Raw genomic sequence first — 24,352 nt, 5'->3', positions numbered from 1 at the left:
GAGATTGGATTATGCTTGCAGACAAACGGTATGAACGAATCGTGGAGATCACGGAAGAACAGGGGTTTGTGAAAACCCGGGAACTGGCGGACATGCTCCGGGTATCGGAAACCACGATCCGCCGGGACGTGGAGGAACTGGATGTCCGTCACCGGCTGATTCGCGTTCATGGAGGAGCCAAGAGCCTGACGAAGGCAAACCTGACCACAAGCCAGGATGAGAAACTCATGCGGGAGCGCGTCACAGTGCATGCGGGAGAAAAAGAAATGATTGCCCGTCGGGCTGCGGATATGGTCCAGGATGGCGACTGCATTTTCCTCGACGGCGGCACCACGATCCTGCCCCTGGTCCCTCTTCTGAAGGACAAACACATTACCATCGTGACGCATTCTTCCCTCGTGGTGGAAGAATTTCAGGAAGGAAACGCCCGGCTGTTCGTGCTCCCGGGTGACTACGATGTGTATTACAGCATGTTCACCGGACCGGTGACGACCCACGTCCTGTCCAGGTTTCATTTCAACAGCTGCTTTATCGGCTGCCTGGGGGTGAATCCCAGGGAAGGCACTGTGCTGGCCTCCGAAACCATGACCCCTGCCGTGAAGCGCAAAGCCATGGAGCAGTCCAGCCGTGCGGTTCTGATGGCAGACAGCTCGAAAATGGACATCCGCGCTTTCTACACCATGGCAGATCTCGCGGAGTTTGATTTCGTGATCACAGACCCGGGGGTTCGGGAATACCTCAGCGATGATGAGATTCCGGAAAACTTTATTCTCAGCGATTCCATGAAATAAGGACAGACAGCAGGATATTCTGACAGACCGGCCGAAACCCGGTCTTTCTTTTGGTTCCATGCCGATGAGGAGGGGCAGGAAAGGAGAGGCAATCGGGATTCGTGAGAGGGGTATTTGCATTAATTGGTGGTAACCGAAAATAAAATACAAAAAAGTGCAGAAAAGGGATTGCACTTCTGTGATGGTGTGGTATTATAAGTGAGCCGCAAGTGATTTGGATAAATCAACAAGTCATAACACATAAAAGAATAAAAAGTTTAAAAAATGTGTTGACAGACTCTTGCGGATGAGTTAAGATATAAGAGTGCTGAGGGGCACAGCCGGGCTTGACAGCCGGACCGCTCATTCAGTATCTTTGAAAAGCTTGTGACTTCAGCAGAAGCCGCAGGCGATGGAGGCATCTGTCATGGGTGCTGACGCTCTTTGAAAACCGGACAGGAAAAACGAAGTAAATACAAGACGATACAACGTCGATTCTTTGAACCTGAAAAACAATCATGAACACAAGACGCAAAGCGTCTGAGTACAGATCAAATGGAGAGTTTGATCCTGGCTCAGGATGAACGCTGGCGGCATGCCTAATACATGCAAGTCGAACGAGAGACCTTCGGGTCTCTAGTGGCGAACGGGTGAGTAACACGTAGGGAACCTGCCCGCGCACCGGGAATACGCTCTGGAAACGGAGAACAAATCCCGATGTACAGGAAGGAGGCATCTTCTTTCTGTGAAACATCCTTTCGGGGATGGGGCGCGGATGGACCTGCGGTGCATTAGTTGGTTGGCGGGGTAAAGGCCCACCAAGACGATGATGCATAGCCGGCCTGAGAGGGCGGACGGCCACATTGGGACTGAGACACGGCCCAGACTCCTGCGGGAGGCAGCAGTAGGGAATTTTCGTCAATGGGCGCAAGCCTGAACGAGCGATGCCGCGTGAGTGAAGAAGGCCTTCGGGTCGTAAAGCTCTGTTGCGGGGGAAAAAAGGCAGCATCAGGAAATGGGTGCTGACTGATGGTGCCCCGCCAGAAAGTCACGGCTAACTACGTGCCAGCAGCCGCGGTAATACGTAGGTGGCGAGCGTTATCCGGAATGATTGGGCGTAAAGGGTGCGCAGGCGGTCCTGCAAGTCTGGAGTGAAACGCATGAGCTCAACTCATGCATGGCTTTGGAAACTGGAGGACTGGAGAGCAGGAGAGGGCGGTGGAACTCCATGTGTAGCGGTAAAATGCGTAGATATATGGAAGAACACCAGTGGCGAAGGCGGCCGCCTGGCCTGTTGCTGACGCTGAGGCACGAAAGCGTGGGGAGCAAATAGGATTAGATACCCTAGTAGTCCACGCCGTAAACGATGAGGACCAAGTGTTGGGGGTGAAACCTCAGTGCTGAAGTTAACGCAGTGAGTCCTCCGCCTGGGGAGTATGCACGCAAGTGTGAAACTCAAAGGAATTGACGGGGGCCCGCACAAGCGGTGGAGTATGTGGTTTAATTCGAAGCAACGCGAAGAACCTTACCAGGCCTTGACATGGGATGCGAAGATGCAGAGATGCATCGGAGGTCAACATCCACACAGGTGGTGCATGGTTGTCGTCAGCTCGTGTCGTGAGATGTTGGGTCAAGTCCCGCAACGAGCGCAACCCTTGTGGCATGTTGCTAACAGGAAAAGCTGAGGACTCATGCCAGACTGCCGGTGACAAACCGGAGGAAGGCGGGGATGACGTCAAATCATCATGCCCCTTATGGCCTGGGCTACACACGTACTACAATGGCGGCTACAAAGAGCAGCGAGACAGGGATGTCGAGCGAATCTCATAAAAGCCGTCCCAGTTCGGATTGGAGGCTGCAACCCGCCTCCATGAAGTTGGAATCGCTAGTAATCGCGGATCAGCATGCCGCGGTGAATACGTTCCCGGGCCTTGTACACACCGCCCGTCAAACCATGGGAGTCGGTAATGCCCGAAGCCGGTGGCATGACCTCATTAGAGGAGTGAGCCGTCGAAGGCAGGATCGATGACTGGGGTTAAGTCGTAACAAGGTATCCCTACGGGAACGTGGGGATGGATCACCTCCTTTCTAAGGAGAAAGTACAGGGGAAAAGGAAAAAGAGCAGAGTGGTTCCTGTCCGGTTTTGGAAGAGTGTCTTCCAGGGTCGATCTTTGAAAACCGTACAACGATATGAAAGACAACAGAAGGTCTGAAGTAAAGTTGTGGAGAAATAGAAAGAAACTGAGAGAAAGAAAAGAACAGAGAAGAAACAGTTCTGAGAAAAATATCTCGAAGAAAGCACGAAAAACGTTTGAGAGAATCAGATCAAGCAAGGAAGGGCGCAGGGAGGATGCCTGGCCACACTGTACTGAAGAAGGACGTGCCAAACAGCGAAATGCGACGGTGAGCCGTAAGGAGGCAAAGACCCGTCGGTGTCCGAATGGGGGAACCCGGCAGCCAGAAGGCTGTCATCCCGAAAGGGAGAGGTACCCGGGGAACTGAAACATCTAAGTACCCGGAGGAAAAGAAAACAACAGTGATTCCCCGAGTAGCGGCGAGCGAAAGGGGAGAAAGCCCAAACCGGAGAGATCCGGGGTAGTAGGACCGTCATAAGAGTGCGAAAGACACAGCAGAATGTACAGGGAAGTACAGCCAGAGAGAGTGAAAGCCTCGTAAGCGAAGTGTTAGACGCATGAGACGGTATCCTGAGTACGGCGGGACACGAGAAATCTTGTCGGAAGCAGGCGGGACCATCCGCCAAGGCAAAATATGCAGTGTGAGCGATAGAGAACGAGTACCGTGAGGGAAAGGTGAAAAGAACCGCGGGAGCGGAGTGAAAGAGAACCTGAAACCGTGTGCCTAAAAGAAGTCAGAGCCCGTCAAAGGGTGATGGCGTGCCTTTTGTAGAATGAACCGGCGAGTTGTTCCATGGTGCGAGGTTAAGTCGGAAAGGACGGAGCCGAAGCGAAAGCGAGTCTTAAGAGGGCGGTAAGAGTAGTATGGAGCAGACCCGAAACCGGGTGATCTAGCCATGGGCAGGTTGAAGCAGAAGTGAAATTCTGTGGAGGACCGAACCGACTACCGTTGAAAAGTTAGCGGATGACCTGTGGCTAGGGGAGAAATTCCAATCGAACCCGGAGATAGCTGGTTCTCCCCGAAATAGCTTTAGGGCTAGCGTCGGAGGATGACAGACGGAGGTAGAGCACTGAACGCATGATGGCCCCATCCCGGGGTACTGAATGCGATCAAACTGCGAATGCCGACTGGGAGGAATCCGGCAGTGAGACTGTGGGTGATAAGGTCCATGGTCGAGAGGGAAAGAGCCCAGACCGCCAGCAAAGGTCCCAAAATACTGGCTAAGTGGAAAAGGATGTGGGGACGCACGGACAGCTAGGAGGTTGGCTCAGAAGCAGCCATCCTTGAAAGAGTGCGTAACAGCTCACTAGTCGAGTGGCCCTGCGCCGAAAATGTACCGGGGCTTAAGCCAGGTACCGAAGCTGCGGATGTATATGGAAGTATATGTGGTAGGGGAGCGTTGCATGCAGGAAGAAGTATGACGGAGACGGCATATGGACAGCATGGAAGAGAGAATGCCGGTGTGAGTAGCGAGATGCAGGTGAGAATCCTGCACACCGAAAGCCCAAGGATTCCAGGGGAAGGTTCGTCCGCCCTGGGTAAGTCGGGACCTAACGTGAGGCCGAAAGGCGCAGCGGATGGAAAGCAGGCGGAGATTCCTGCACCCGTATATGGAGCGAAGGAGTGACGGAGAAGGCAGATGCGACCCTCTTACTGGATTGAGGGCCAAGCGAAGCAGGTGGTATCCAGGCAAATCCGGATACGGAAACCAGAGCGTGACGGGTAAGCGAAAGCGGAAGCGAGTAGCGAAGCGCATCGAGTCAGCTTCCAGGAAAAGCTTCTAGTGGAAATGCATATACGGCCCGTACCAAAACCGACACAGGTGGGCGCGCAGAGGATGCGAAGGTGAGCGAGAGAACTGTTGCCAAGGAACTCGGCAAAATGGCCCCGTACGTTCGCAAGAAGGGGCGCTCGAAAGAGCCGCAGTGAAAAGGCCCAAGCGACTGTTTAACTAAAACACAGCTCCCTGCGAAGCCGCAAGGCGAAGTATAGGGGGTGACACCTGCCCGGTGCTGGAAGGTTAAGGCAAGCTGTGAACCGCGAGGTGAAGCAGTGACCCGAAGCCCCAGTGAACGGCGGCCGTAACTATAACGGTCCTAAGGTAGCGAAATTCCTTGTCAGGTAAGTTCTGACCCGCACGAAAGGTGTAACGATTTGGGCGCTGTCTCGGCAGCAGACTCGGTGAAATCTTAGTACCTGTGAAAATGCAGGTTACCCGCAACTAGACGGAAAGACCCCATGGAGCTTTACTGCAGCCTGGTATTGGGTCCTGGACAGCCATGTACAGGATAGGTGGGAGACAAAGAAGCGAGTACGCAAGTATTGGTGGAGTCGCCGGTGGGATACCACTCCTGGATGTATGGGGCCCTAACCCGTGTGCCGAGAGGGACAGGGGAGAGTGCCAGGCGGGCAGTTTGACTGGGGCGGTCGCCTCCCAAAGAGTAACGGAGGCGCCCAAAGGTACGCTCAGGTTGGATGGGAACCAACTGAAGAGTGCAAATGCAGAAGCGTGCCTGACTGCGACAGAGACAACTGGAGCAGGGACGAAAGTCGGGATTAGTGATCCGGCGGTGCCGAATGGAAGGGCCGTCGCTCAACGGATAAAAGCTACCCTGGGGATAACAGGCTGATCTCGCCCAAGAGTTCACATCGACGGCGAGGTTTGGCACCTCGATGTCGGCTCATCGCATCCTGGAGCTGGATTCGGTTCCAAGGGTTGGGCTGTCCGCCCATTAAAGCGGTACGCGAGCTGGGTTCAGAACGTCGTGAGACAGTTCGGTCCCTATCTGTTGTGGGCGTCGGAGATCTGAGGGAAGCTGTCCTCAGTACGAGAGGACCGGGATGGACCTGCCGCTGGTGCACCAGTTATCATGCCAATGGTACAGCTGGGTAGCCAAGCAGGGAACGGATAAGAGCTGAAAGCATCTAAGCACGAAGCCGGACCCAAGACGAGATCTCCCATTCTAAAAGAGAAGTAAGACCCCTTGAAGACTACGAGGTGGATAGACCAGGGATGGAAGTGCAGAGATGCATGGAGTTGACTGGCACTAATCGGTCGAGGACTTGATCTAAAGAAGAAGCCCGCAGCTTTGCGGAAAGACAGGAAACGAAAGACATATCATGTACGGTTTTCAGGGAGTGACCTGGAAGAGATGATTCCGGAAGATGTGGTCATCACAGTGCTGAGGAAATACCTGTTCCCATCCCGAACACAGAAGTCAAGCTCAGAGACGGTGACGATAGCCGAAAGGCAAAAATAACAAATGGCCACACAGACAGCCGGCATCCGAAAGGGTACCGGTTTTCCTTATAGGTGGATCTATTTAACAGAAGCGTTTACAGAGGTTTTAGCCAACTGTTGGAAACCTTCCAGAAGTAGAATGCAACTTTCCCAAATCAATAGGGGTTGTAACAGTAAGGCCGGTTTTACGGTCTGTAGGCTGATTACAGCCCCTTTTTCTTGTTATAAACGGAAAAAATGGAATATCCAAAGATTTGTGAGGTCGAATCAAGCCTCCAAATTTAATCAGTAAAACTGAAAAGGAGTTGTTCCTGTCCTATCCAGCCTGTGAGGTGGAAGGTCAGAACAACTCCTTTTATCTTGAGGCCTTTTCGGTCACAATACACTGTATAGAAAGAAAAAGAGACAGTGCAATCTAGTTTCGACCCTACTTTGCTCTGTCCCACCGTTAGGCAACCTTTACGTTACAGATAATCACATGGGTTTTCAAGAAGTTTGTGTCCCCGAAAGACAAACGCCTGAATCAGATACGATCACTTTCCGATATCTCAAGTCAGGAGATGCTGCAGAGGATCTATGACCTGCTTTTCCAGGCCTTCTGCTCCAGTGAAAAGCTCTTCGTCTGCCCTTTTTGCGGTCATGATCTTCACTGTCATGGTAGTGTCCCCCGCACCATTAAGCTGCCTTGTGATACTTTCACCATCTCAATAAGACGCGTCCGTTGCCCACACTGCCGCCACGTCCACCGGGTCCTTCCCGACATTTTCATACCCTATTATCTGTTTTCCACCGAAGATGCCTCCATGGCCCTGAAAAAGTCTGCTGCAGGGGAGCCGCTGCGCCTGGCGGATTTCTCTCCAGATACTGAATCCTCATCCCTGTACCGATTCGTACTGGATTTTCGTCGTCGGTTCCCGGAATTCCCATCATCCGGTTTCAGGAGCTTCTTTTCTCTTGTTCCAAAGTTCATTCAGCGATTGCAGTACGAAACCAATGGCAATTCTGATACATCTGTATCCAATGGAGCCCAGTGGGGAAAGACCATGGTCTTTCCAACCTTCCTCTCATCGGAACCTGTTCCGCCTTCCGCCATACTGTCATCGAGGTGATGAATGATGGCTGTAAAAGTCAAAAATTCCCTGGAAAATACAGCTCTTGAACTGTTCGGTCTTGATGCTTCCAGGGTCCAGAACATATCGACCTCCCCTGGCATCGGTCAGATGCTTGTGGAGGTCACTTTGGTTCCTGCGTTTCCTGAATGCCCCCGATGCGGTGGTCATAACATCGTCGTTTTCAACTACACTCCCCGTGTGATAAACCATGATGTCCTTACAGACCGCAAATGCACTCTCATCTACAACGCCAGGCGTTACAAATGCAAAGACTGCCACCGCACCTATGGAGAAGACAATCCCTTCGCCATGAAAAGACAGCGGATCTCCATATTGACAGGAAAAGCAATCATCGAAGATCTCAGGTCTCCAAATGAAACTTTTGCTTCTGTAGGAGAGCGTCATCACGTTTCAGCTACGACAGTGATGAAGATATTCGACATGTGTGTAAGTTACCCTGTGCCGGTGAAACTATGCAGGGTGATGCAGATCGACGAAACATATTCCTTCAAATCTGATGATTCAAAGTATGTATGCATGCTCCTGGACTACGATGCCCAGTCCCCGGTGGATGTGCTCCCTTCCAGGAAAAAGGAGTATCTGGCAGCTTATTTCCGAAAGTTTCCCAGAAGCGAGAGAGACAGAGTGGAGTACATCTCGTCCGATATGTACAGGCCCTACAGGGAGATAGCTGCGACTTTCTTTCCCAAAGCGATATTCGCCGTGGACAGGTTCCATGTGGTCCAGGAATATACGAAGAGCCTGAACAGAGTGAGGATCCGTGTGATGAAAGGAACTCGAAAAGGGTCTCCGGAATACTATCTGCTCAAGCATCAGAGTGAACTTCTGGGGATCAGGCCTGATGCCTGACCTTAGAATAATTTACGGACAGTCCATTTAGAGATTCTAAGAATACCGGTATCTATGTCATAGAACTACAATCACTATGAAAGAGGAAAATCTATGGCAAAGAAACGTAAAACATTTACAGATGAATTCAAGCAGGATGCGGTTCAATTTTTGACTAACCATCCAGAAATGACCGTTATAGAATGTGCTGAAACACTTGGTGTAGGCCGCAGCACCCTGGAAAGATGGAGGGCAGATTTCAACCGATCCGGTCTTTCAGCTGTGACAGCTCATAATAATGACAAGGAAGAAAAAGACCTTCTCAAAGAAAATGTCAGGCTTCAACGAGAACTCAGGGACTCACAGGAGGCTTTGAAGATTCTAAAAAAAGCCATAAGCATTCTGGGAAACTGAAGCAGGTCGAATACGAACTTGTTGCCGAGGATCATAAAGCTGGAATCCAATTCTCGGTATCCAGGGTGCTTCATAAACTTGGTCTTTCAAGATCTGGCTATTACGACTATTTAAAGCGGAAACCCAGCCACCAGGAAAAGCGCAGGCATGATGTGAAAAAGGCCATCCTTCAGATTTATGAAGACAGCCACGAAAACTACGGAGCGCCAAAAATCGCTAAAATCCTGAACTCAGGAGGGATCTCCATTACAGAAAGGACCGTTGGTGTTTATATGCGTCAAATGGGGATCCGAGCACAGTGGGTCAAGCCTCATACACAAACCACAATACGAAGTGATTTCAGTGGAAATCTGAAGAATCTTCTGGATAGAAACTTCTCTCCGGCTCACCCAAACTGCGTATGGTGCACAGATATCACCTATATCCACACAAAGCTGGACGGATTCGTTTACCTTGCCTGCATCATGGATCTGTATTCCAGAAGGATCATTTCCTGGAAGCTTACAAAAACGCTGGACACAGGTCCAATTCTGAAATCGATCGAAGAAGCCAGAAAACGCCGGCCGTCCCAGGAACCGATAATGATTCATACGGACCGAGGAATCCACTATACCTGTGATCTGTACAGAAAACTGACCAGAGGAATGATTCGCAGTTATTCAGCAAAAGGAGTTCCGTATGACAACGCCTGTATTGAATCATTCCACTCCCTGATCAAGAGGGAATGGCTGAGCAGGTTCGATATACAGAACTACAGGCATGCATACCGACTGGTGAGTCAGTATATAGATGACTGGTACAACCCTGAACGGATACACAGCCACTGTGGATATATGTCCCCAGCAGAATATGAAGTAATGTTCCAAAGGACCAGCACTGACTGAGAAAGAATTCTGGAGCGCCCTTTACAGTGGGCTATCCCCTGGTAGACTGATGAGCCTTCAGCCAAGAACTGTCAGATATTGACTCTTTGGATGAAGGCAAGAGAAAGGGGTCCAGGGGATAGTGGGCCCCACTGTCAAGGGAGGAAGCGGAGGAAATCTTTCGTAGAATTGGCAGTATCTGCCGACTCTCTAAAATCAGTGTCCGTTTTCTTGACATAGGACCAGCCTGGTACAGGGACAGGACAGGAAAGAAGATGATGATATTTGATCCGGCAGCACCCAGATCTTATGTCAGCGGACTGAAGAGGCAGATGAACAGATATGAACTGCGTGAGGCACTGCTGGATACGAGCCCGGACCTGAGGAAGGCGTATCACTTCCGGAACCGGCTGTCGGAGTATTACAGAAAAGAAAACCTGAGTACTGCAGAGGAGGAGCTCAGATCTCTGATCAGAGATCTAGACAGTACAGGTGTGGAGGAACTGCAGAGTTTCGCTGACACCCTGCGCAACTGGTTCAGGGAAATCATCAATTCGTTCCATATCGTCAAGCAGGAATATGTGGTCGATCCGAAGACCGGGAATGTAAGGCTGAAAGAACATCGCCTGACCAGCTCGATGATAGAGAACAGAAACAAGATCATCAAGATGATCAAACACAATGCGAATGGATATACGAACTGGGAACGGTTCAGGAATAGAGTACTGTTTGTGCTTTCCAGGGGTCCTGAAGATGGGCATCCAGACAGACAGGATAAAGCTGTCAACAGTAGAGAGAACAGCAGCAAATAGGCTGTAAATGAAAATGAGGTCCGGACTCCTCATCCAACTGTATTGGATGTGAGAGTCCAAACCTCACAAAACTTTAGAGCGCCAAAAAATGTCTGGAGATTCCATTGGTATTCTCCAGACATTTCTTTTTGGCCATTATAAAAACAACTTGGGGGATAACTTTCAAAAAAAGCCTGTTTTTCCTCGTCAGTTTAGCTTGCCTATAAGGTTGTTTGCCCTCTGTTTAAGCCAGAACAGATGATATTTATAAAGATTCAGACCCAGACAGTTCAGAAGAAATTCCATCTTGACACCTTTCAATCCTCTTCGCCTGAATCTGGTCATTCCCCGGTCTTGCTTCAGGATCCCGAACGCTCCCTCCACCTGTATTGACCGCTGCCTGCAGAGTCCCTTTCCTTCTTCGCATCCCAGGTTTTCATCTACTTTTCCCTGCAGCTCTTCCATCACCACATTCTTTCCGACTCTCCTGTACTTGCCATATCGGTAGCACTTTGCCCGGTTCCCACATCCTTCACAGTGACCTTTTTCCGCATACATCTGACTGATATGAAGATTTCCGCCACGGGTCCTTGATATATTGTCCCCTTCATACTGATCCAGGACCCTTCCTTCCGGACAGATCAGAAACCCTTCTTCTGTTTGCTTCCAGTTGAGCACATTGTAGATCCTCTTCTGGAATCTTCGGTCCTTCTTCTTCCCAAAGTTTCCGTATTTCTGTACCAGTTCTATCCCGTTTTTCAGGTTGTACAGGTAATTGTCAAGACTTCCATATCCCGCATCCGCTACGGGTCTGCAAGGATATTTCCCTGTATAGTCATGATAACGGTCCATGAAAGCCTGCCAGGTGAGGGTGTCTCCCGGATTCTGGAATATATCCGCATTCACGATCAATCCGTCACTGACTGCGATCTGGCAGTTGTAGCACGGTCTGGTGACTCCGCTTTGGTTGTAATAATCCCATTTGGTGGCCATGAAGGTCGCATCAAGGTCGGTTTTTGAACATGAGTTGCGGTTTCCAAGCGTATAAAGCCACTCTTCGTACTCCATCAGCTTCAAAGCCATTTTAAACAGTGAATCATAGTATCTCTGAATGGAAGACTTGCGATGGCCGATCCCATAACAGATTTGCGTGTCAGTCTGGACCATGACTTCCATCAGGTACTGGCAGACATAGAAAAGATCCCAGGACTGATATTCATCCCTGAGGGGATAGTCATAGCCAAAGAAGGAATTGATCTCGCTTAACAAAGCTGAAGTGCTCAGATACAGCTTTTTGCGACTGTTCACGATCCTCTTCTTATAGACGAAAGAATTCTTGTGGGCATTAGCTTCGATCTTTGTTCCATCGACGAATTGCACATGTGGGTCGATGCACATCAGATCGACGGCGATATGATGGCTGAGTTCAAAGAAAATATCATCAATAGCCCCTTCCTGAAGGAGGTCCAGAACCCTCTTGAAAGCCTGGTGACTGGGAGTCTGGTAGTTGGACAGGTAGAGAAAGCGACAGTCCGTGCGGCAGAGGGATTCCAGCTCCCTGAGGGAAATATTCTTTCTGGAGACCATAAACGCGAAAAGGATGACCCGGAGCAGCATGACACGGTCGTGAGAGCCGGAGTTGTTCGATCTTACCGGAGCGAAGTATTTAGCAAGATTGATCCTTTCTATCGCATCCAGGAAAGAGTGAATGGGGTCGTCAGGAGAGATTCGAATGGGTACATCCAGCGGAAGGGATTCTTGTACGCCGAATGAATAATGTATATAATTTGGCTGTATGTTTTTTAGCACACACAAATCATACGGCAAAGGGCAGGTCAGCTGAATAGCTTTCCTGCCCTTTGTTTTTAGATTGAGAGGGGTTTCCAGTTTTAACTGTTACAGCCCCTATTGATTTGGGAAAGTTGCAGTAGAAAATATCTATTCGATGCCTGCAGATAAAAGAACTTGATAGGTTACCAGACTCAGTTGATTTAGATTACTAACGGTTTATACGGAACTAGCAGAACAGAGTATTTAGTCATTGACCTGAAATAGTTACTCGTTTCTGTATAAACACAGCATTCCAATCCCTGCGACGGTATAGAGCAATGTCAGGAACCTGTCTTCTGAGCTTCGTAATCTATCGTATAAAAGAAAAAAAGTTTGAATATTAAGAGGAAAGACGATATATTTCTATTAGAAACCGGTTTCAAGAATATGTCTCTTATATAAACTATGCTTTTGTGAAAAAGTTGAATGTGGAATTATCGGGAATGATAATACAGTATATTAACTTTTATGGTAGGGGGTGATCGTTTATCTTTATTATCTTTATCAGTCAAGAAATTCGTTAAAAACTAATGAATTGAAGAATATAGTGGGTATCGATTATGAAGCATATTTAGACTAATTAGGCTATTTCTTATGAATCTCTTCATACCTGTATCTTTACTGATCCTGTCGTGCATAAACATTATCATTCAAATCTATATAAAAATCAAAAAGTGAAATTAAAATGCGTAACATCCGAAATATAATATAGAAAAATAATGGATAAAAATAAACATTCAAATTGTGTAAAGGAAAATATGAATACGGTTAAAAATTCTATTAAAACTACATGTTTCGCAGCGGCTTTGGTTTTGGCAATACCTACCACGGTTTATGCAACAGAACCCACCGCATGCAATACCTACCCAGTCACTGAATCCGCAGATACAAATTATGTGACATTTGGCGAGGATCAGCAATTTTCATAACTTGAAGAGATAATCAACTCTAATCTTTCAATATTAAATAATAAATATATTTATACCGAAGAAGAAAGGACCGCAATTGAAGCAGCGATTTCTGATTTTGACATTAAGGGCTTTAACAGCAGAACAGGGAATAATTACACTTCGGAATCTCTACGTAATGAAATCTTTTACAGAATCAACACGGCCAATTTAGAAGCTAAAGCGGTTATGCCTAATAATGGAGCAAGAAGCTACAATCGTGTCTATACGGAGTCCGGCTGGAATTATACGCGCTTCTGGACCGATCATGCGGGGACAGTGCAGTGGGGTAATGAACTGGTTGACAGAGCTACACTTGATGGAGGACTGGGCTTAGGCTCATCTTTCTTTGGACCTGGAGGTGTAGCCCTTTCTGTTGCATTTACTATTCATGGAGCCTATTGCAGCGGATTGGCTTATGCCTTAGCTGCGAATGATACAGGATGTGGTGTTAGAACAGATATCAACTCCTACTATGCAGCTTATACTGTTGTCGATCAGCGCACCGTATAACATCAGAGATATTCTTACCTTCCATCAGCAAAAGGATACTCTTCACCGAGCATAAAGAAAGCTCATACTTGCCGGCTTTCCTATAATACAGATGAAAGCAGGTATCTATGAGAGTCAATGACAGGGAATATACCGTGATCCGACCGCTGCCGGAGGGAAAAACCGGATTGTCGTGGATCGTTACGGATGGACAGAAGCAATATGTACTCAAGGAATCCTATGGCGATCTGATCACCCCCGAGGAGCAGACCAGGCGCCAGAAACTGAATTATCATCAGCTGGAGAAGGCCGGTATACGGATCCCGGCCCTGGTGGATGTGGATTATGCACGGAACCGGATTCTGAAGGAATACATAGACGGAGACAATGTCTTCGAACTGGTCCTGAGGCGGGGACTGGATGACTCCATTGTGCTGCAGCTGTATGATATGAGTGAAAAAGCGGAATCCGCCGGATGCAACATTGATTACTTCCCGACGAATTTTGTCCTGAAGGACGGACAGCTCTGGTATGTGGATTATGATACAGATCCGTATACAGAAGAATGGAACCTGGAGAACTGGGGAATCCGATATTGGAGCCGGACACCGGAACTCGAGCTGTATCTCCGGGAATACGGAACAGAGTTTGCCGGGTAAAGGACCGGAGATTCCAGGTGTGTGGAGCATTTCCTCAGCCCGTGGTAGGATGAGGGCGTAAAGAAAACTGGTTATACCCCGTGAAATACCGGGTACTCCGCATGGATGACAGGGCGGCGCGTCACAGAAGACGATAAAAGACAGAGAGGCAAGAGCCGGTCCCCGATACAATATGGGAAGGGGCGGTCAGACCCAGCGGGATAACACAGGGAGGGCGAAACGGTCCTCCCATTTTTTTATGCATCTGTGCATGGTAAGGTAAACCGAAGAGGAAACGACGATGATTCAAATCGTATTCATGGATATAGACGGAACCCTGATTCCCTATGGCCAGACACAGGTCTCACAGGAAGACGCAGCGGCGGTGGCGGACCTGCAGAAGCAGGGGATTCTGGTGTTTGCGGTCACAGGCCGCTGTGCCTCGCAGGTGCCCGACCTGGGATTTGACGGAGCCATCAGCTATGATGGCGCCTGTATCCAGGACAAGGGAAAGACCATACTCCAGGGGGATTTTTTCAAGGACCGGGAACTGGAGACCATTGTGGCGCAGGCCCGACAGGAAGGACACAGAATTGTCATGCCGGGCAATACACAGGATCCGGTGTGCAGGGTTCTGGACCTGGGAGGCAACCGGCAGCTGAAGATCCGGCGTCCGGAGTTTCTGGAGGATGATACCAGTGCCGGAGAGCTGACAGCGGCTCTGGCCCAGAGCTGTTTTGACAAGGGAATGGTCACGGCGCAGATCCTGAAGGTTCTGCACATTCCCCCGGAAGCCAGTCTTGCCATGGGAGACGGATTCAACGACATGGGCATGCTGGCAGGGGCCGGGATTTCCGTTGCCATGAAGGATGCACCGGCCCAGGTGCAGGCCTGCGCGGATTATACCGCAGATGGCGTGGTGGAAGCGCTGCAGAGTGCCGGGCTGCTGAAGCCGCCGGTTCTGGAAATTCATACTCCGCAGCCGACGGTGGCAGTCAGACAGGACCCGGATGCAGAGGTGAATGCAAAAGGCTGATGGACAGACGCGAAAAACCCGAAGGATGACAGGATCCGGTCCGCCGGCTTCTCTGTATTCTTCGGGTTTTTGTCTGTTTTACACAGTTCGGGGCCATGGCTGTCCTGCCAGCCAGGTGGGGGATCAGAATCCGCCGCCCTCCACATCCTCCAGACGGCCGCCGGCGGTTTCCAGCAGCTGCCGGGCGGTCTCTTCATCCACCCGGAGGCGGTGCATGACCGCAGCGGTCTTTACAGACCTGCCGGGAACCAGCAATTCTTCGGATTCCGTCCGGCTGCAGCCTGTGATCCTCATCAGCATGTCGATGGCCCGTACCTTCAGCTTTTCGTTGTCCGGCCGCATGTCCACCATTTCATTGCCATAGACACACCCCAGCCGGGTGAAGACAATGGTCGACAGCATATTCAGTACAAGCTTGCACGCAGTGCCGGCCTTGAGTCTGGTGGACCCGGTGATGATCTCCGGGCCGCACACAAGGGACAGGACAGGGGCCACAGCCGCAAAGGGCGAATCCGGGGTACACACGATTGCTGCGACAGATGAACCGTGTTTCCGGGCACTGCGAAGTGCGCCCATGACAAAGGGAGTCCGCCCGCTGGCCGCAATGCCCAGGACAAAATCACGGGGACCTGAATGCAGGGCCTCCAGCGCCGCAGCCCCGGCTTCCTCGGAGTCTTCCGCCGTTTCATCGGGGATCCCGAAGGCTGACACACCGCCGGCGACCAGGCCGATGACCCGGTCATAGTCCACTCCGAAGGTTGGCGGACATTCCACTGCATCCAGGACACCAAGGCGCCCGGATGTCCCGGCCCCCGCATAAATCAGGCGTCCGCCCTGCCGGAGGGAGGATGTGATGTCCTCGGCCATGCGGGCGATTTCCGGTGCTTTCTCCTGAATTACCTCCAGCACCCGGGCATCTTCCCGGTTCATGAGCCGGACGGCTTCCAGGGCACTCATCGAGGAGAACCTGGCAGAAGCGGGATTGGACTGTTCCGTGATCCGGTCCGTACCCTGCTTAAGCGTGTGGCGCATCCAGATATGCGGGACGCCTTCATCCTCCAGATCCGGCTCGGTGATCCGGACATACCCGTTTTTGCGGTAAAAAGGCTCCGCCTGCAGCTGGGCATGGAGTATGACCTGCCCTGCACCACAGGCAAGGGCCTGGCGTTCGCTTTCGGACACCAGGGCAGAGGCCACACCACAGGACCGGAACTTCGGCAGCACGGCCAGACGCTGCAGGTGGCAGCCATCGTTTTCCATCAGCAGCCGGCAGGTTCCCGCCGCCTGATCATCCACAAACGCAATCAGATGCGCTGCCCGTTCGTCGTCCGCATCGAATTCCTTCGTGAACCCCTGCTCCTGTATGAATACCTGATCCCGGATCAGACGGGCTTCGTCCGGCAGCGACCGGACAGTTTCAATTCTCAATGTCATGTCTTTTTCCATATTTCCATGATACGCGGTTTGCACGCAAAAAGCCGGGTTCCTTGCAGAAAAGGAACCCGGCTGACTTCCGGCGATGTCTGCAGCCTGATCCCCCACAGGGGACATCAGCGGGGTTCGCTGCCCTCCGGGGTCAGGAACCCGTTCTTCCGGCCCCAGGCCTGCAGCCGCGGACGGACTCCTTCCATCACCTGATCCTGTGTCTGGCTGCCCGGAATGTCGCTCCAGATGCAGTAACAGCTCCCGGTGACGCGGTCGCTGCGGCTTGGCCAGCCCAGAAACCACTGCGGTGTCCACTCCCGTTCAATGGCATCCGCATAGCCTCCGGGGTAGGAGAGATGCGGATCCAGTATGTAATACAGATAAAAGTTGATGCAGTTGATGACCCGGTGCCGCTCCTGGATCTCGACAGGAGTGGCCCGTCCCAGCATCCAGTACGACACATCGATGCGGGCATTCAGCTGCAGTGTGCTTTCCCGCACCATATCCGAATACATCCGGGTCTGTTCATAGCCGAGGGACCGGACAAAGTCGTCGGTTGCATTCATGTACAGCACAAATCCGTCATAGGGACTGCACTGTACATTGTCTGTCTCCTTCTGCGCCCAGGCTTGCCAGCTGCCGGCTTTTGGCCACAGTTCATTGGGGAACACTTCGTCTCCGCCAATGTCAAACTGCCGGCTGCCGGTCCGGGCAAACAGCCGGCCGTATTCCTCCATCAGGGAGCGGACAAACCGCACGCCTCTGGCATTGGTGATGTCCAGGCAGGACGGGGCAAAGGACATGGCGATGTCCTGCCCTGTCTGTTCCCGGTAGCGTTCCAGAATGTACCGCATGTGGCCCGGGGAATCAAAGGATGGAATCAGCTCAATGCCCCGGTCGGATGCTGCCCGGCCGATGACCAGAATGTCTTCCTGGGTCAGCACTTTGCCGGGATCGGGGTCCGGAACGGAAGGGTCAAGGCTCCAGGCGTTGTCGGATCCCGCCAGCCAGGGATACGTTTTCGATTCCAGCCTCAGCCCCATGTCATCCGAAAAATGGAGGACGAGCTCATTGGCATGGCAGTCCTCCATTTCCTCCAGCAGGTCCAGGATCCAGTCCCTGGTGTAGTATTTGCGTCCGCAGTCCAGCAGCACAGACCGGTGTTGTGTCCGGATGGGTGTCTGTGGAAACAGCAGCGAGGCGACAAACAGCGAGATGGCCGCAAACAGTTTATCCACGATGCTTCTTCAGTGCCAGGGCAATGAGGAGCCCGAACACCAGGGAAGCCGCCAGGATGATCCAGAACAGCGTCCAGTTTCCGTTGGCCCCGAAGGCCACCAGCAGATTCAGGGTCAGGGCGATGGTGAACGCGGTCTGAATCATGAGCAGCCGTGTGTCTTTGTTGTATTTCGCTGCCTGGAAGGGAGTGGCAAAGGCCTGCAGTCCTTCCTGTTTTGCGTAAATCGAAATGCAGCATTCCAGGACAATGATGACCAGTGCAATGATCAGACACCACATCCAGCCGGCGGGGCGGATCCAGAACGAGGACCCCGCGAGAAGAGCCTGCCAGAGCAGCAGGAACCAGTATGCATTCATAAATCGTACCTCTTGTATCAGAATGATCTCTCTGCCTGTTGTATCAGAATGATCTCTCTGCCTGCAGCAGCCGGTCCGGCTGCTTCCCCTGTATTTTAGCGCCTGGTGCCGTGTTTCGGGTATCCCGATGCCGGAAAGCAGGGGAAAGAGGCATAATGGCACTGTAGAGAGCAATACAATCACTGCCCTTGTCATATACCCCCTGGTGGTATATACTCAAGCCATGGAACACGAAGAAAAACGTCTCATGCCCCGGGATCCGGCCGAGAAACAGGCGCTGATCCGCCGGCTGCACCGCATTGTCGGCCAGCTGGAGGGAATCGAGCGCATGATCGAAGAAGACCGGTACTGCGGGGATATCCTGAACCAGACCGCGGCGGCGCAGAAAGCGCTGCAGTCCGTGGGCTGCCTGCTGCTGGACAGCCACATGCACAGCTGCGTGACCACACGGATCCGGGAAGGCGATGACGCAGTGATCGATGAACTGTCGGCACTGATGCGAAAACTCAAGTAAGACTGCATCCGGCCGGAAATCGCCCTGCCGGAAGACAACAGTACGATACAGGACAAGAGGGAGGAGAACGCATGAAGGAACAGTTTGATGTCACGGGCATGACCTGTGCCGCCTGTGAAGCCAATGTCACGAAAGCCGTGGCACGGCTTGCCGGGGTGCAGGACGTGAACGTGAATCTCATCAGCAATACCATGATGGTGGAATTCGATCCGGATACAACCGATGCGAAGGACATCATGGAGGCGGTGGACCGCATCGGGTACGGAGCCACGCCAAAACAGACACAGACCGCGGAAGCTGCCGGGGCAGCTGACGGCAACACAGGGCCATCCATCCAGCAGGAGTGGGATGCCAGACAGGCCAGGCTCGAGAAGGAACAGGCCGGCATGAAACGGGAAATGTGGTGGTCCATCGCTTTGCTGGTTCCGCTCATGGCCATTTCCATGGGCCCCATGGTGGGACTGCCAATCCTGGCGGGACATGAGTGGGGGATGGTATCCGCCATTCTCCAGCTGACGCTCACCACCTATATCCTCTTTTTCCAGCGACACTTCTTCATCCACGGCCTGAAGGCCCTGATGAAACGGGCCCCGAACATGGACAGCCTAGTGGCCATCGGCGCGGGCGCAGCCTATGTCTATGGTCTGTGGAATCTGTGTGTCATGGGACATGCCCTGTCCATCATGGACATGGAACTCGCGCACCAGATGCAGCACAGCCTGTATTTCGAGAGCGCAGCGACCATCGTGACGCTGGTGTCCATCGGCAAGTACCTGGAGGCCAGGAGCAAGGCCAAAACCGGAGATGCCCTGGGCAAACTCGTGGATCTGGCGCCGAAAACCGCCACACTCTGGCGCGACGGTCAGGAAGTGGAAGTGAATGCCTCGGATATTCTGGCGGGTGACATTGTCATCATGAAACCGGGACAGTCCGTTCCGGTGGATGGCGTGATCACTCAGGGAGAAGGCACGCTGGATCAGGCAGCCATTACGGGAGAATCCGTGCCGGTGGAAAAAACCGTGGGCGATTCCGTCATGACGGCGACCATCAACACCAACGGCACCTTCCGGTTCAGGGCCACGAAGGTCGGCAATGACACCACCCTGGCGCAGATCATCCGGCTGGTGGATGAAGCCGGCAGCACCAAGGCGCCCATTGCCAGGCTGGCGGACAAAGTCGCCGGTGTGTTTGTGCCGGTGGTCATTGGCATTGCCCTGGTGACGCTGGTTGTCTGGCTGGGGGCTGGAAAAGACTTTGCCTTCGCCCTCTCGGCGGCCATCAGCGTGCTGGTCATTTCCTGTCCCTGTGCCCTGGGGCTGGCAACGCCGGTGGCGATCATGGTCGGTACCGGGAAAGCCGCGGAATACGGCATTCTGGTGAAATCTGCCGAGGCGCTGGAAACGCTGCATGAAGTGAACACCATTGTGCTGGACAAAACCGGCACGATCACATCCGGCAAGCCGGCAGTACAGGACATCGTGCTGATGGATCCGGATCTGGACGCAGATGCCTTTCTGCAGCTGGCGGCATCCATTGAATCCGGCAGCGAGCATCCCCTGGCCAAAGCTGTCACGGCGCTGGCAAAGGAGAAGGGTCTGGAGATCCGGACGCCGTCTTCCTTTGCGGCAACAGGCGGCCGGGGCATTCAGGCAGTGCTGGACAAAGACCGGTGGATCGCGGGCAATGCCGCATTCATGGGAGAAGAACACATCACGATGTCTCCCAAAGCCATCGGTGCGGTGGAACAGCTGGCGGGTGACGGCCAGACCCCGCTGATTTTTGCCCGGAACCGGCGCGTGGTGGGGATCCTGGGCGTGGCTGACACGATCCGGGAATCCAGCCGTCAGGCGATCCGGGAATTCCGGAAGAAAGGCATCCAGGTGGTGATGCTGACGGGGGACAATGAACGGACCGCGAGAGCCATCGCGAAGGACCTGGATCTGGATGACGTGATTGCCGATGTGCTGCCCACGGGGAAGGAAGAAGTCGTACGGCAGCTCCAGGACAAAGGCCGGAAAGTGGCCATGGTCGGCGACGGCATCAACGATGCGCCGGCCCTGGCCCGTGCCAATGTGGGCATTGCAATCGGCGCCGGCACGGATATCGCCATTGACAGCGCCGATGTCGTGCTGATGAAGGACGACCTGATGGATGTGAACACTGCCATTGACTTGTCCGCGGCGGTGATCCGGAACATCAAGGTGGATCTGTTCTGGGCGTTCTTCTACAACATTCTGGGCATTCCTGTCGCAGCGGGTGTGTTCTACCCGATGTTTGGACTCCTGCTGAACCCGATGATCGGGTCGGCGGCGATGTCCCTGAGTTCCGTATGTGTGGTGACAAACGCGCTGACACTGCGGTTCTTCAAGCCAAAGGCGGTTTCGGCCGCCGGAGGCAGTGAGACGGCTTCTGTCCGGGAGCCGGAAATCAAAGTGATTGAAGATGAATCCAAGGAGGAACAGCTGATGACCAAAACCATGAAAATCGAAGGTATGTCCTGCATGCACTGTGCAGGGCGTGTAGAGAGTGCACTGAAGGCCGTACCCGGGGTCGCGGACGCAAAGGTGAACCTGGAGAAGAAGGAAGCTGTGATCACGCTGTCGGAAAATGTGCCTGCCAGCAAGCTGATGGGGGCCGTGGAAGACGCGGGCTACGAACCGGTTTCGCTGTCGTAGGGGAACCCGGATCAGCAAAGAAATGTGAACACCAGACAGCCGGCAGCACCCGTTATGGAATTCTGCCGGCTTTATGGTACGGAACGGTAATAAATCCTGGTCAGGGTCAAGAGTGTCATTACATAGTCATGATATGTATTATGACTATGTAATGAAAATATATATGGATACTGGTATTATGGACTTGAACAATAGTAGGGAGGTTTTATGATGCAGACCGTGAATGTCAATTTTCGCATGGATCCGTCCTTGAAAAAAAGCATGGAATCAACCTGCCAGGAACTCGGCATGTCCATGACCACCGCTTTTACCATTTTTGCCAAAAAGGTAACCAGGGAAAAGAGGATTCCGTTCGATGTAAGCGTTGACCCGTTCTATTCGGATAAAAACATCCGGTATCTGGCTGACATCGCCTCGGATGTGGCGGCAGGCAGAGCGCATCTCTCTGAACATACACTGATTGATGCTGATGAATGATGCGGCTTTTATGGGAAGACAGGGCCTGGGACGATTATTTGTACTGGCAGACACAAGACCGTAAAACATTGCGCAGGCTGAATGGACTGATCGAAGAACTTAGAAGGACTCCTTTCAGTGGCAAAGGCAAGCCTGAGCCGCTAAAAGGAGATTTATCAGGATACTGGAGCAGGCGAATAGATGAGGTTAACCGGATCGTTTATACCGTCAGGGACCAGGAAGTCATCATTATCGGCTGCAAAGGACATTACGAATGAGTTTTTTTGTGATTCTGTCAGGAAAAATGGCAGACTTGCAGCTGCCTGTCGGGATGAAGTATCACAAGACCGTACCGTCTCGACAGAAAACAGCAGAATGAACAACAGACAGCCGGCAGCCCCGTTATGGGAGAGAGCCGGCTGTTTTTCTCATGGCCATTCCTGCAGTCCCGCCTCCGTTCCTTACAGCATTGTCAGACAGGTGTAAGACCGGATCTGCCGCTGGTTTGTCATACTGGAACCGGAAAAGGAGATGTGTTCCATGACAGAATTCACAACCATTCAGAGAACCCGCCGCTGCCTGCAAAGCAGCGCCCTGCTTCTTCTGGCCTGTCTGCCGATGCTGGCCGGCTGTGCCGTGGGCAGCGATACCTGGTATACCCGCATCAGCGACAGTGACCGGGAAGACCACGACACGGGGAGCGTGCCCTTCGACTTTTCAGGAGCCGGGGGAATGGACAACAGCTATACTGTGCCGGTCTGGAACGACGAAGGCGACAAAACGGAACTGACGTTCGGAAGCGATGAACCCATTCCCGAAGATACCTGGGTGCAGATCGAGACGCAGGCCATACGGGGCGTGGTCAGCTGGAAACCGGTGAACGAACAGGATGTGCCGGAAAAACCCCGGGAGGAGATCCTGGAAGACACCGCCTCGTGATATCGCCGAGGCCGGATGAAGATATGCAAATGTGACAGACCCTGTCTGCAGGTACGGTGCATGCAACCGGCTTTCATGGCATCGGCATGGGATAATCCTGCGTATCGTGCAGGACAGCCGCAGGGGACGGCTTTTGTGCGGGACCCGGAGGGGCAGCCGGCTTTGCCAGCATCGGCATTCTGAAATGCTGAGGAAATTACTAAGGAAATATTCAGAAACAGGTGCCGGGTCTGTTAAGCATTGCCCGGTAAAGTAGGGGACAGGTGATGGATATGACAGCAAGAAAAGGAATCGAAATCAGTACATGGATCGGAACAGCAGCCCTGCTGCTGCTTCTGGTGTGGTTTGCCTCCAAAGGATATCTGACGAATCCCGAGGCCCTGCAGGTCCTGCTCAGGCAGGCAGGCTGGATCGGGCCCCTGCTGTTCATGGCCCTGCAGGTGCTGCAGGTGATCATCCCGGTGATTCCCGGCGGCGTGTCAAGCGCCATTGGGGTATTGGCCTTCGGTCCGTTCTGGGGATTTGTGTACAACTACCTGGGGCTGGTGGCCGGGAGCATCCTGGCGTTCTGGCTGGTGCGGCGGTATGGAAAGCCGTTCATCCGGAAAATCACCAGTCCGGAATCCTATGACAAGTACATCGGATGGCTCGACAAGGGGACCAGGTTTGACTGGTTCTTCGCTGCGGCGATCTTCTTTCCCTGCGCACCGGATGACATCCTGTGCATGATCGCGGGACTCACCAAAATGAGCTACGCGAAGTTTGTCACCATCATTGTTCTGGGCAAGCCCCTGGCGCTGGTTGCCTATTCCATGGGACTGACCAGTCTGCTGCAGTGGGTGGGCACACTCCTGTAGACAGGATCGCGGTCATGCGGCAGCTGCCGCCTGACCGGTCACAGACTTCTGTTCTGTATACTCGAAAGTTCATGAAACCGCCGCTGTTTCCGGGGGAAAAGAGACAGCGGCGGTTTTCTGCGGTTTTTCCCCCATTCACCAGGGGCAGGAAAGATCCAGGGCGCTGGCCTGACCTGAAACTGTTACAATGAATGTAAACAATCGCAGAAGAAAGGAGCGGGACAATGAACGAAGACAGAAACATCGCAGAGAAAGAAGAACAGACAGGCAGCGTGGAATCGGAAAGTCAGGCACCAAAACAGGCTGCCGGTCAGGAACCTGCACCGGCAGGCAGCCGGCGACAAAGAGACCGGAAACGGCTGTATTCTTCGCTGCTTTCCTGCATTCTGTGGATCTCCGTGCTGGATTTCCTGGTGAAGCTTCTGACAGGGGTCGTGACCACGGTGATGTACATGACAGGCACGCCCATGAGCGGCATGTCTGTCTGGAGTCTGGTGCTGACGTTGTGGAATGTGGTGATTCAGTCCATGACACCGCTGTATATCGCCTTTGCAGCCCTGGCCGCGGACCGGCTGCTGCGGATCCTGGACCAGAACAGCCAGCATACCGAAAAAGCCTGACACAGGCATTTGCATATACATGGACCATCGCACAGAGAAAACCGGGATCGGGCTGTGTCCAAACCAGCCAGGGTCCCGGTTTGTTTTGCTGCATTCATCGGCTGCCTCAATCAGCACAGGGGAGGAAGTACCCGGAATTGACTACAATGAA

At 52.5% G+C, this 24,352-nt stretch carries 22 protein-coding genes and 3 rRNA genes; 21 read left to right on the top strand and 4 right to left on the bottom strand.

Annotated features, from left to right (window positions below; translation table 11 throughout):
- Positions 1 to 11: 11 nt before the first annotated feature.
- The 9 genes from aalo17_RS11285 to aalo17_RS11245 all read left to right on the top strand — a co-directional run bounded on the left by aalo17_RS11285 (position 12) and on the right by aalo17_RS11245 (position 10,197).
- On the top strand, positions 12 to 791 hold the full coding sequence (locus tag aalo17_RS11285; protein ID WP_067559619.1) for a DeoR/GlpR family DNA-binding transcription regulator: 780 nt from the start codon (positions 12 to 14) through the stop codon (positions 789 to 791).
- A gap of 531 nt (positions 792 to 1,322) precedes the next feature.
- A 16S ribosomal RNA gene (locus aalo17_RS11280) occupies positions 1,323 to 2,858 on the top strand.
- A 235-nt stretch (positions 2,859 to 3,093) separates the two neighbouring features.
- A 23S ribosomal RNA gene (locus aalo17_RS11275) occupies positions 3,094 to 5,977 on the top strand.
- 95 nt (positions 5,978 to 6,072) lie between these two features.
- A 5S ribosomal RNA gene (gene rrf / locus aalo17_RS11270) occupies positions 6,073 to 6,179 on the top strand.
- The 16S, 23S and 5S rRNA genes sit together here, the layout of an rRNA operon.
- A 528-nt stretch (positions 6,180 to 6,707) precedes the next feature.
- Positions 6,708 to 7,256, top strand: coding sequence for a DUF6431 domain-containing protein (locus tag aalo17_RS13380; RefSeq protein WP_302607222.1), 549 nt, complete (start codon positions 6,708 to 6,710; stop codon positions 7,254 to 7,256).
- Between the two features lie 3 nt (positions 7,257 to 7,259).
- On the top strand, positions 7,260 to 8,129 hold the full coding sequence (locus tag aalo17_RS11260; RefSeq protein ID WP_082743403.1) for a transposase: 870 nt from the start codon (positions 7,260 to 7,262) through the stop codon (positions 8,127 to 8,129).
- Positions 8,130 to 8,222: 93 nt separating this feature from the next.
- Positions 8,223 to 8,522 (top strand): transposase, encoded by a 300-nt coding sequence (locus tag aalo17_RS11255; RefSeq protein ID WP_067554245.1) that lies wholly within the window; start codon positions 8,223 to 8,225, stop codon positions 8,520 to 8,522.
- The gene (locus tag aalo17_RS11250; RefSeq protein ID WP_067554248.1) at positions 8,519 to 9,406 is read left to right on the top strand and encodes an IS3 family transposase; all 888 of its coding nucleotides are present in this window, start codon (positions 8,519 to 8,521) and stop codon (positions 9,404 to 9,406) included. The genes aalo17_RS11255 and aalo17_RS11250 overlap by 4 nt, the downstream gene beginning before the upstream one ends.
- A 311-nt stretch (positions 9,407 to 9,717) precedes the next feature.
- Positions 9,718 to 10,197 carry a transposase gene (locus aalo17_RS11245; protein WP_203225825.1) on the top strand — a complete coding sequence of 160 codons (480 nt, stop codon included), beginning with the start codon at positions 9,718 to 9,720 and terminating at the stop codon, positions 10,195 to 10,197.
- Between the two features lie 186 nt (positions 10,198 to 10,383).
- Here aalo17_RS11245 and aalo17_RS11240 read toward each other — a convergent pair whose 3' ends face one another.
- The gene (locus aalo17_RS11240; protein WP_067559608.1) at positions 10,384 to 11,484 is read right to left on the bottom strand and encodes a transposase; all 1,101 of its coding nucleotides are present in this window, start codon (positions 11,482 to 11,484) and stop codon (positions 10,384 to 10,386) included.
- Positions 11,485 to 11,556: 72 nt separating this feature from the next.
- Between aalo17_RS11240 and aalo17_RS12900 the strand changes: the two genes are divergently transcribed.
- From aalo17_RS12900 to aalo17_RS11225, 5 genes are all read left to right on the top strand, one after another.
- Positions 11,557 to 11,949, top strand: coding sequence for a hypothetical protein (locus tag aalo17_RS12900; protein WP_158507797.1), 393 nt, complete (start codon positions 11,557 to 11,559; stop codon positions 11,947 to 11,949).
- A 776-nt stretch (positions 11,950 to 12,725) separates the two neighbouring features.
- Positions 12,726 to 12,935: a hypothetical protein gene (locus tag aalo17_RS12705; protein WP_145907707.1), complete on the top strand. Its 210-nt coding sequence runs from the start codon at positions 12,726 to 12,728 to the stop codon at positions 12,933 to 12,935.
- A 207-nt stretch (positions 12,936 to 13,142) separates the two neighbouring features.
- Positions 13,143 to 13,466, top strand: coding sequence for a hypothetical protein (locus tag aalo17_RS12700; protein WP_145907704.1), 324 nt, complete (start codon positions 13,143 to 13,145; stop codon positions 13,464 to 13,466).
- Between the two features lie 107 nt (positions 13,467 to 13,573).
- Positions 13,574 to 14,104 (top strand): BUD32 family EKC/KEOPS complex subunit, encoded by a 531-nt coding sequence (locus aalo17_RS11230; protein ID WP_067559602.1) that lies wholly within the window; start codon positions 13,574 to 13,576, stop codon positions 14,102 to 14,104.
- Positions 14,105 to 14,384: 280 nt separating this feature from the next.
- The gene (locus aalo17_RS11225; protein ID WP_067559599.1) at positions 14,385 to 15,119 is read left to right on the top strand and encodes an HAD family hydrolase; all 735 of its coding nucleotides are present in this window, start codon (positions 14,385 to 14,387) and stop codon (positions 15,117 to 15,119) included.
- A gap of 123 nt (positions 15,120 to 15,242) precedes the next feature.
- Here the strand turns inward: aalo17_RS11225 and murQ are convergent, their stop codons facing one another.
- The 3 genes from murQ to aalo17_RS11210 form a co-directional block, all read right to left on the bottom strand.
- A complete protein-coding gene (gene murQ / locus aalo17_RS12500) occupies positions 15,243 to 16,565 on the bottom strand; it encodes an N-acetylmuramic acid 6-phosphate etherase (protein ID WP_158507796.1) in 1,323 nt (440 codons plus the stop codon).
- A 104-nt stretch (positions 16,566 to 16,669) separates the two neighbouring features.
- Entirely contained in the window at positions 16,670 to 17,782 is a 1,113-nt protein-coding gene (locus tag aalo17_RS11215; RefSeq protein WP_067559596.1) for a family 20 glycosylhydrolase, read from the bottom strand.
- Positions 17,775 to 18,140, bottom strand: a complete 366-nt coding sequence (locus tag aalo17_RS11210; RefSeq protein WP_067559592.1) for a hypothetical protein — start codon at positions 18,138 to 18,140, stop codon at positions 17,775 to 17,777. Before aalo17_RS11210 ends, aalo17_RS11215 begins: the two co-directional genes overlap by 8 nt.
- 223 nt (positions 18,141 to 18,363) lie before the next feature.
- Here aalo17_RS11210 and aalo17_RS11205 point away from each other — a divergent pair, with 223 nt between their 5' ends.
- The 7 genes from aalo17_RS11205 (at position 18,364) to aalo17_RS11175 (ending at position 24,201) form a co-directional block, all read left to right on the top strand.
- Entirely contained in the window at positions 18,364 to 18,654 is a 291-nt protein-coding gene (locus aalo17_RS11205; protein ID WP_075885937.1) for a metal-sensing transcriptional repressor, read from the top strand.
- 71 nt (positions 18,655 to 18,725) lie between these two features.
- Positions 18,726 to 21,329, top strand: a complete 2,604-nt coding sequence (locus aalo17_RS11200; RefSeq protein WP_067559586.1) for a heavy metal translocating P-type ATPase — start codon at positions 18,726 to 18,728, stop codon at positions 21,327 to 21,329.
- A 207-nt stretch (positions 21,330 to 21,536) separates the two neighbouring features.
- Complete coding sequence (locus aalo17_RS11195) at positions 21,537 to 21,806, top strand: type II toxin-antitoxin system RelB/DinJ family antitoxin (RefSeq protein WP_067559583.1); 270 nt, start codon at positions 21,537 to 21,539, stop codon at positions 21,804 to 21,806.
- Positions 21,803 to 22,063, top strand: coding sequence for a Txe/YoeB family addiction module toxin (locus tag aalo17_RS11190; RefSeq protein WP_067559580.1), 261 nt, complete (start codon positions 21,803 to 21,805; stop codon positions 22,061 to 22,063). The genes aalo17_RS11195 and aalo17_RS11190 overlap by 4 nt, the downstream gene beginning before the upstream one ends.
- Before the next feature lie 262 nt (positions 22,064 to 22,325).
- On the top strand, positions 22,326 to 22,724 hold the full coding sequence (locus tag aalo17_RS11185; protein ID WP_067559577.1) for a YxeA family protein: 399 nt from the start codon (positions 22,326 to 22,328) through the stop codon (positions 22,722 to 22,724).
- Positions 22,725 to 22,996: 272 nt separating this feature from the next.
- Positions 22,997 to 23,581: a TVP38/TMEM64 family protein gene (locus tag aalo17_RS11180; protein WP_203225824.1), complete on the top strand. Its 585-nt coding sequence runs from the start codon at positions 22,997 to 22,999 to the stop codon at positions 23,579 to 23,581.
- 224 nt (positions 23,582 to 23,805) lie between these two features.
- Positions 23,806 to 24,201: a hypothetical protein gene (locus aalo17_RS11175; RefSeq protein WP_067559571.1), complete on the top strand. Its 396-nt coding sequence runs from the start codon at positions 23,806 to 23,808 to the stop codon at positions 24,199 to 24,201.
- Positions 24,202 to 24,352 lie beyond the last annotated feature (151 nt).

It is taken from the genome of Faecalibaculum rodentium, assembly GCF_001564455.1.
GTDB classification, from domain to species: Bacteria; Bacillota_I; Bacilli_A; order Erysipelotrichales; family Erysipelotrichaceae; genus Faecalibaculum; species Faecalibaculum rodentium.
This window is presented reverse-complemented; position numbering and strand designations above follow the sequence as displayed.

What these genes read in the sequence shown, in the direction of transcription:
- aalo17_RS11210 (WP_067559592.1), bottom strand. Translation starts at nt 18,140, where the DNA reads ATGAATGCATACTGGTTCCTGCTGCTCTGGCAGGCTCTTCTCGCGGGG.
- aalo17_RS11195 (WP_067559583.1), top strand. Translation starts at nt 21,537, where the DNA reads ATGATGCAGACCGTGAATGTCAATTTTCGCATGGATCCGTCCTTGAAA.
- aalo17_RS11180 (WP_203225824.1), top strand. Translation starts at nt 22,997, where the DNA reads ATGACAGCAAGAAAAGGAATCGAAATCAGTACATGGATCGGAACAGCA.
- aalo17_RS11255 (WP_067554245.1), top strand. Translation starts at nt 8,223, where the DNA reads ATGGCAAAGAAACGTAAAACATTTACAGATGAATTCAAGCAGGATGCG.
- murQ (WP_158507796.1), bottom strand. Translation starts at nt 16,565, where the DNA reads ATGGAAAAAGACATGACATTGAGAATTGAAACTGTCCGGTCGCTGCCG.
- aalo17_RS11190 (WP_067559580.1), top strand. Translation starts at nt 21,803, where the DNA reads ATGATGCGGCTTTTATGGGAAGACAGGGCCTGGGACGATTATTTGTAC.
- aalo17_RS12700 (WP_145907704.1), top strand. Translation starts at nt 13,143, where the DNA reads ATGCCTAATAATGGAGCAAGAAGCTACAATCGTGTCTATACGGAGTCC.
- aalo17_RS11245 (WP_203225825.1), top strand. Translation starts at nt 9,718, where the DNA reads ATGAACAGATATGAACTGCGTGAGGCACTGCTGGATACGAGCCCGGAC.
- aalo17_RS11205 (WP_075885937.1), top strand. Translation starts at nt 18,364, where the DNA reads ATGGAACACGAAGAAAAACGTCTCATGCCCCGGGATCCGGCCGAGAAA.
- aalo17_RS11200 (WP_067559586.1), top strand. Translation starts at nt 18,726, where the DNA reads ATGAAGGAACAGTTTGATGTCACGGGCATGACCTGTGCCGCCTGTGAA.
- aalo17_RS13380 (WP_302607222.1), top strand. Translation starts at nt 6,708, where the DNA reads ATGCTGCAGAGGATCTATGACCTGCTTTTCCAGGCCTTCTGCTCCAGT.
- aalo17_RS12900 (WP_158507797.1), top strand. Translation starts at nt 11,557, where the DNA reads ATGTGGGTCGATGCACATCAGATCGACGGCGATATGATGGCTGAGTTC.
- aalo17_RS11230 (WP_067559602.1), top strand. Translation starts at nt 13,574, where the DNA reads ATGAGAGTCAATGACAGGGAATATACCGTGATCCGACCGCTGCCGGAG.
- aalo17_RS11285 (WP_067559619.1), top strand. Translation starts at nt 12, where the DNA reads ATGCTTGCAGACAAACGGTATGAACGAATCGTGGAGATCACGGAAGAA.
- aalo17_RS11225 (WP_067559599.1), top strand. Translation starts at nt 14,385, where the DNA reads ATGATTCAAATCGTATTCATGGATATAGACGGAACCCTGATTCCCTAT.
- aalo17_RS11185 (WP_067559577.1), top strand. Translation starts at nt 22,326, where the DNA reads ATGACAGAATTCACAACCATTCAGAGAACCCGCCGCTGCCTGCAAAGC.
- aalo17_RS11175 (WP_067559571.1), top strand. Translation starts at nt 23,806, where the DNA reads ATGAACGAAGACAGAAACATCGCAGAGAAAGAAGAACAGACAGGCAGC.
- aalo17_RS11260 (WP_082743403.1), top strand. Translation starts at nt 7,260, where the DNA reads ATGATGGCTGTAAAAGTCAAAAATTCCCTGGAAAATACAGCTCTTGAA.
- aalo17_RS12705 (WP_145907707.1), top strand. Translation starts at nt 12,726, where the DNA reads ATGGATAAAAATAAACATTCAAATTGTGTAAAGGAAAATATGAATACG.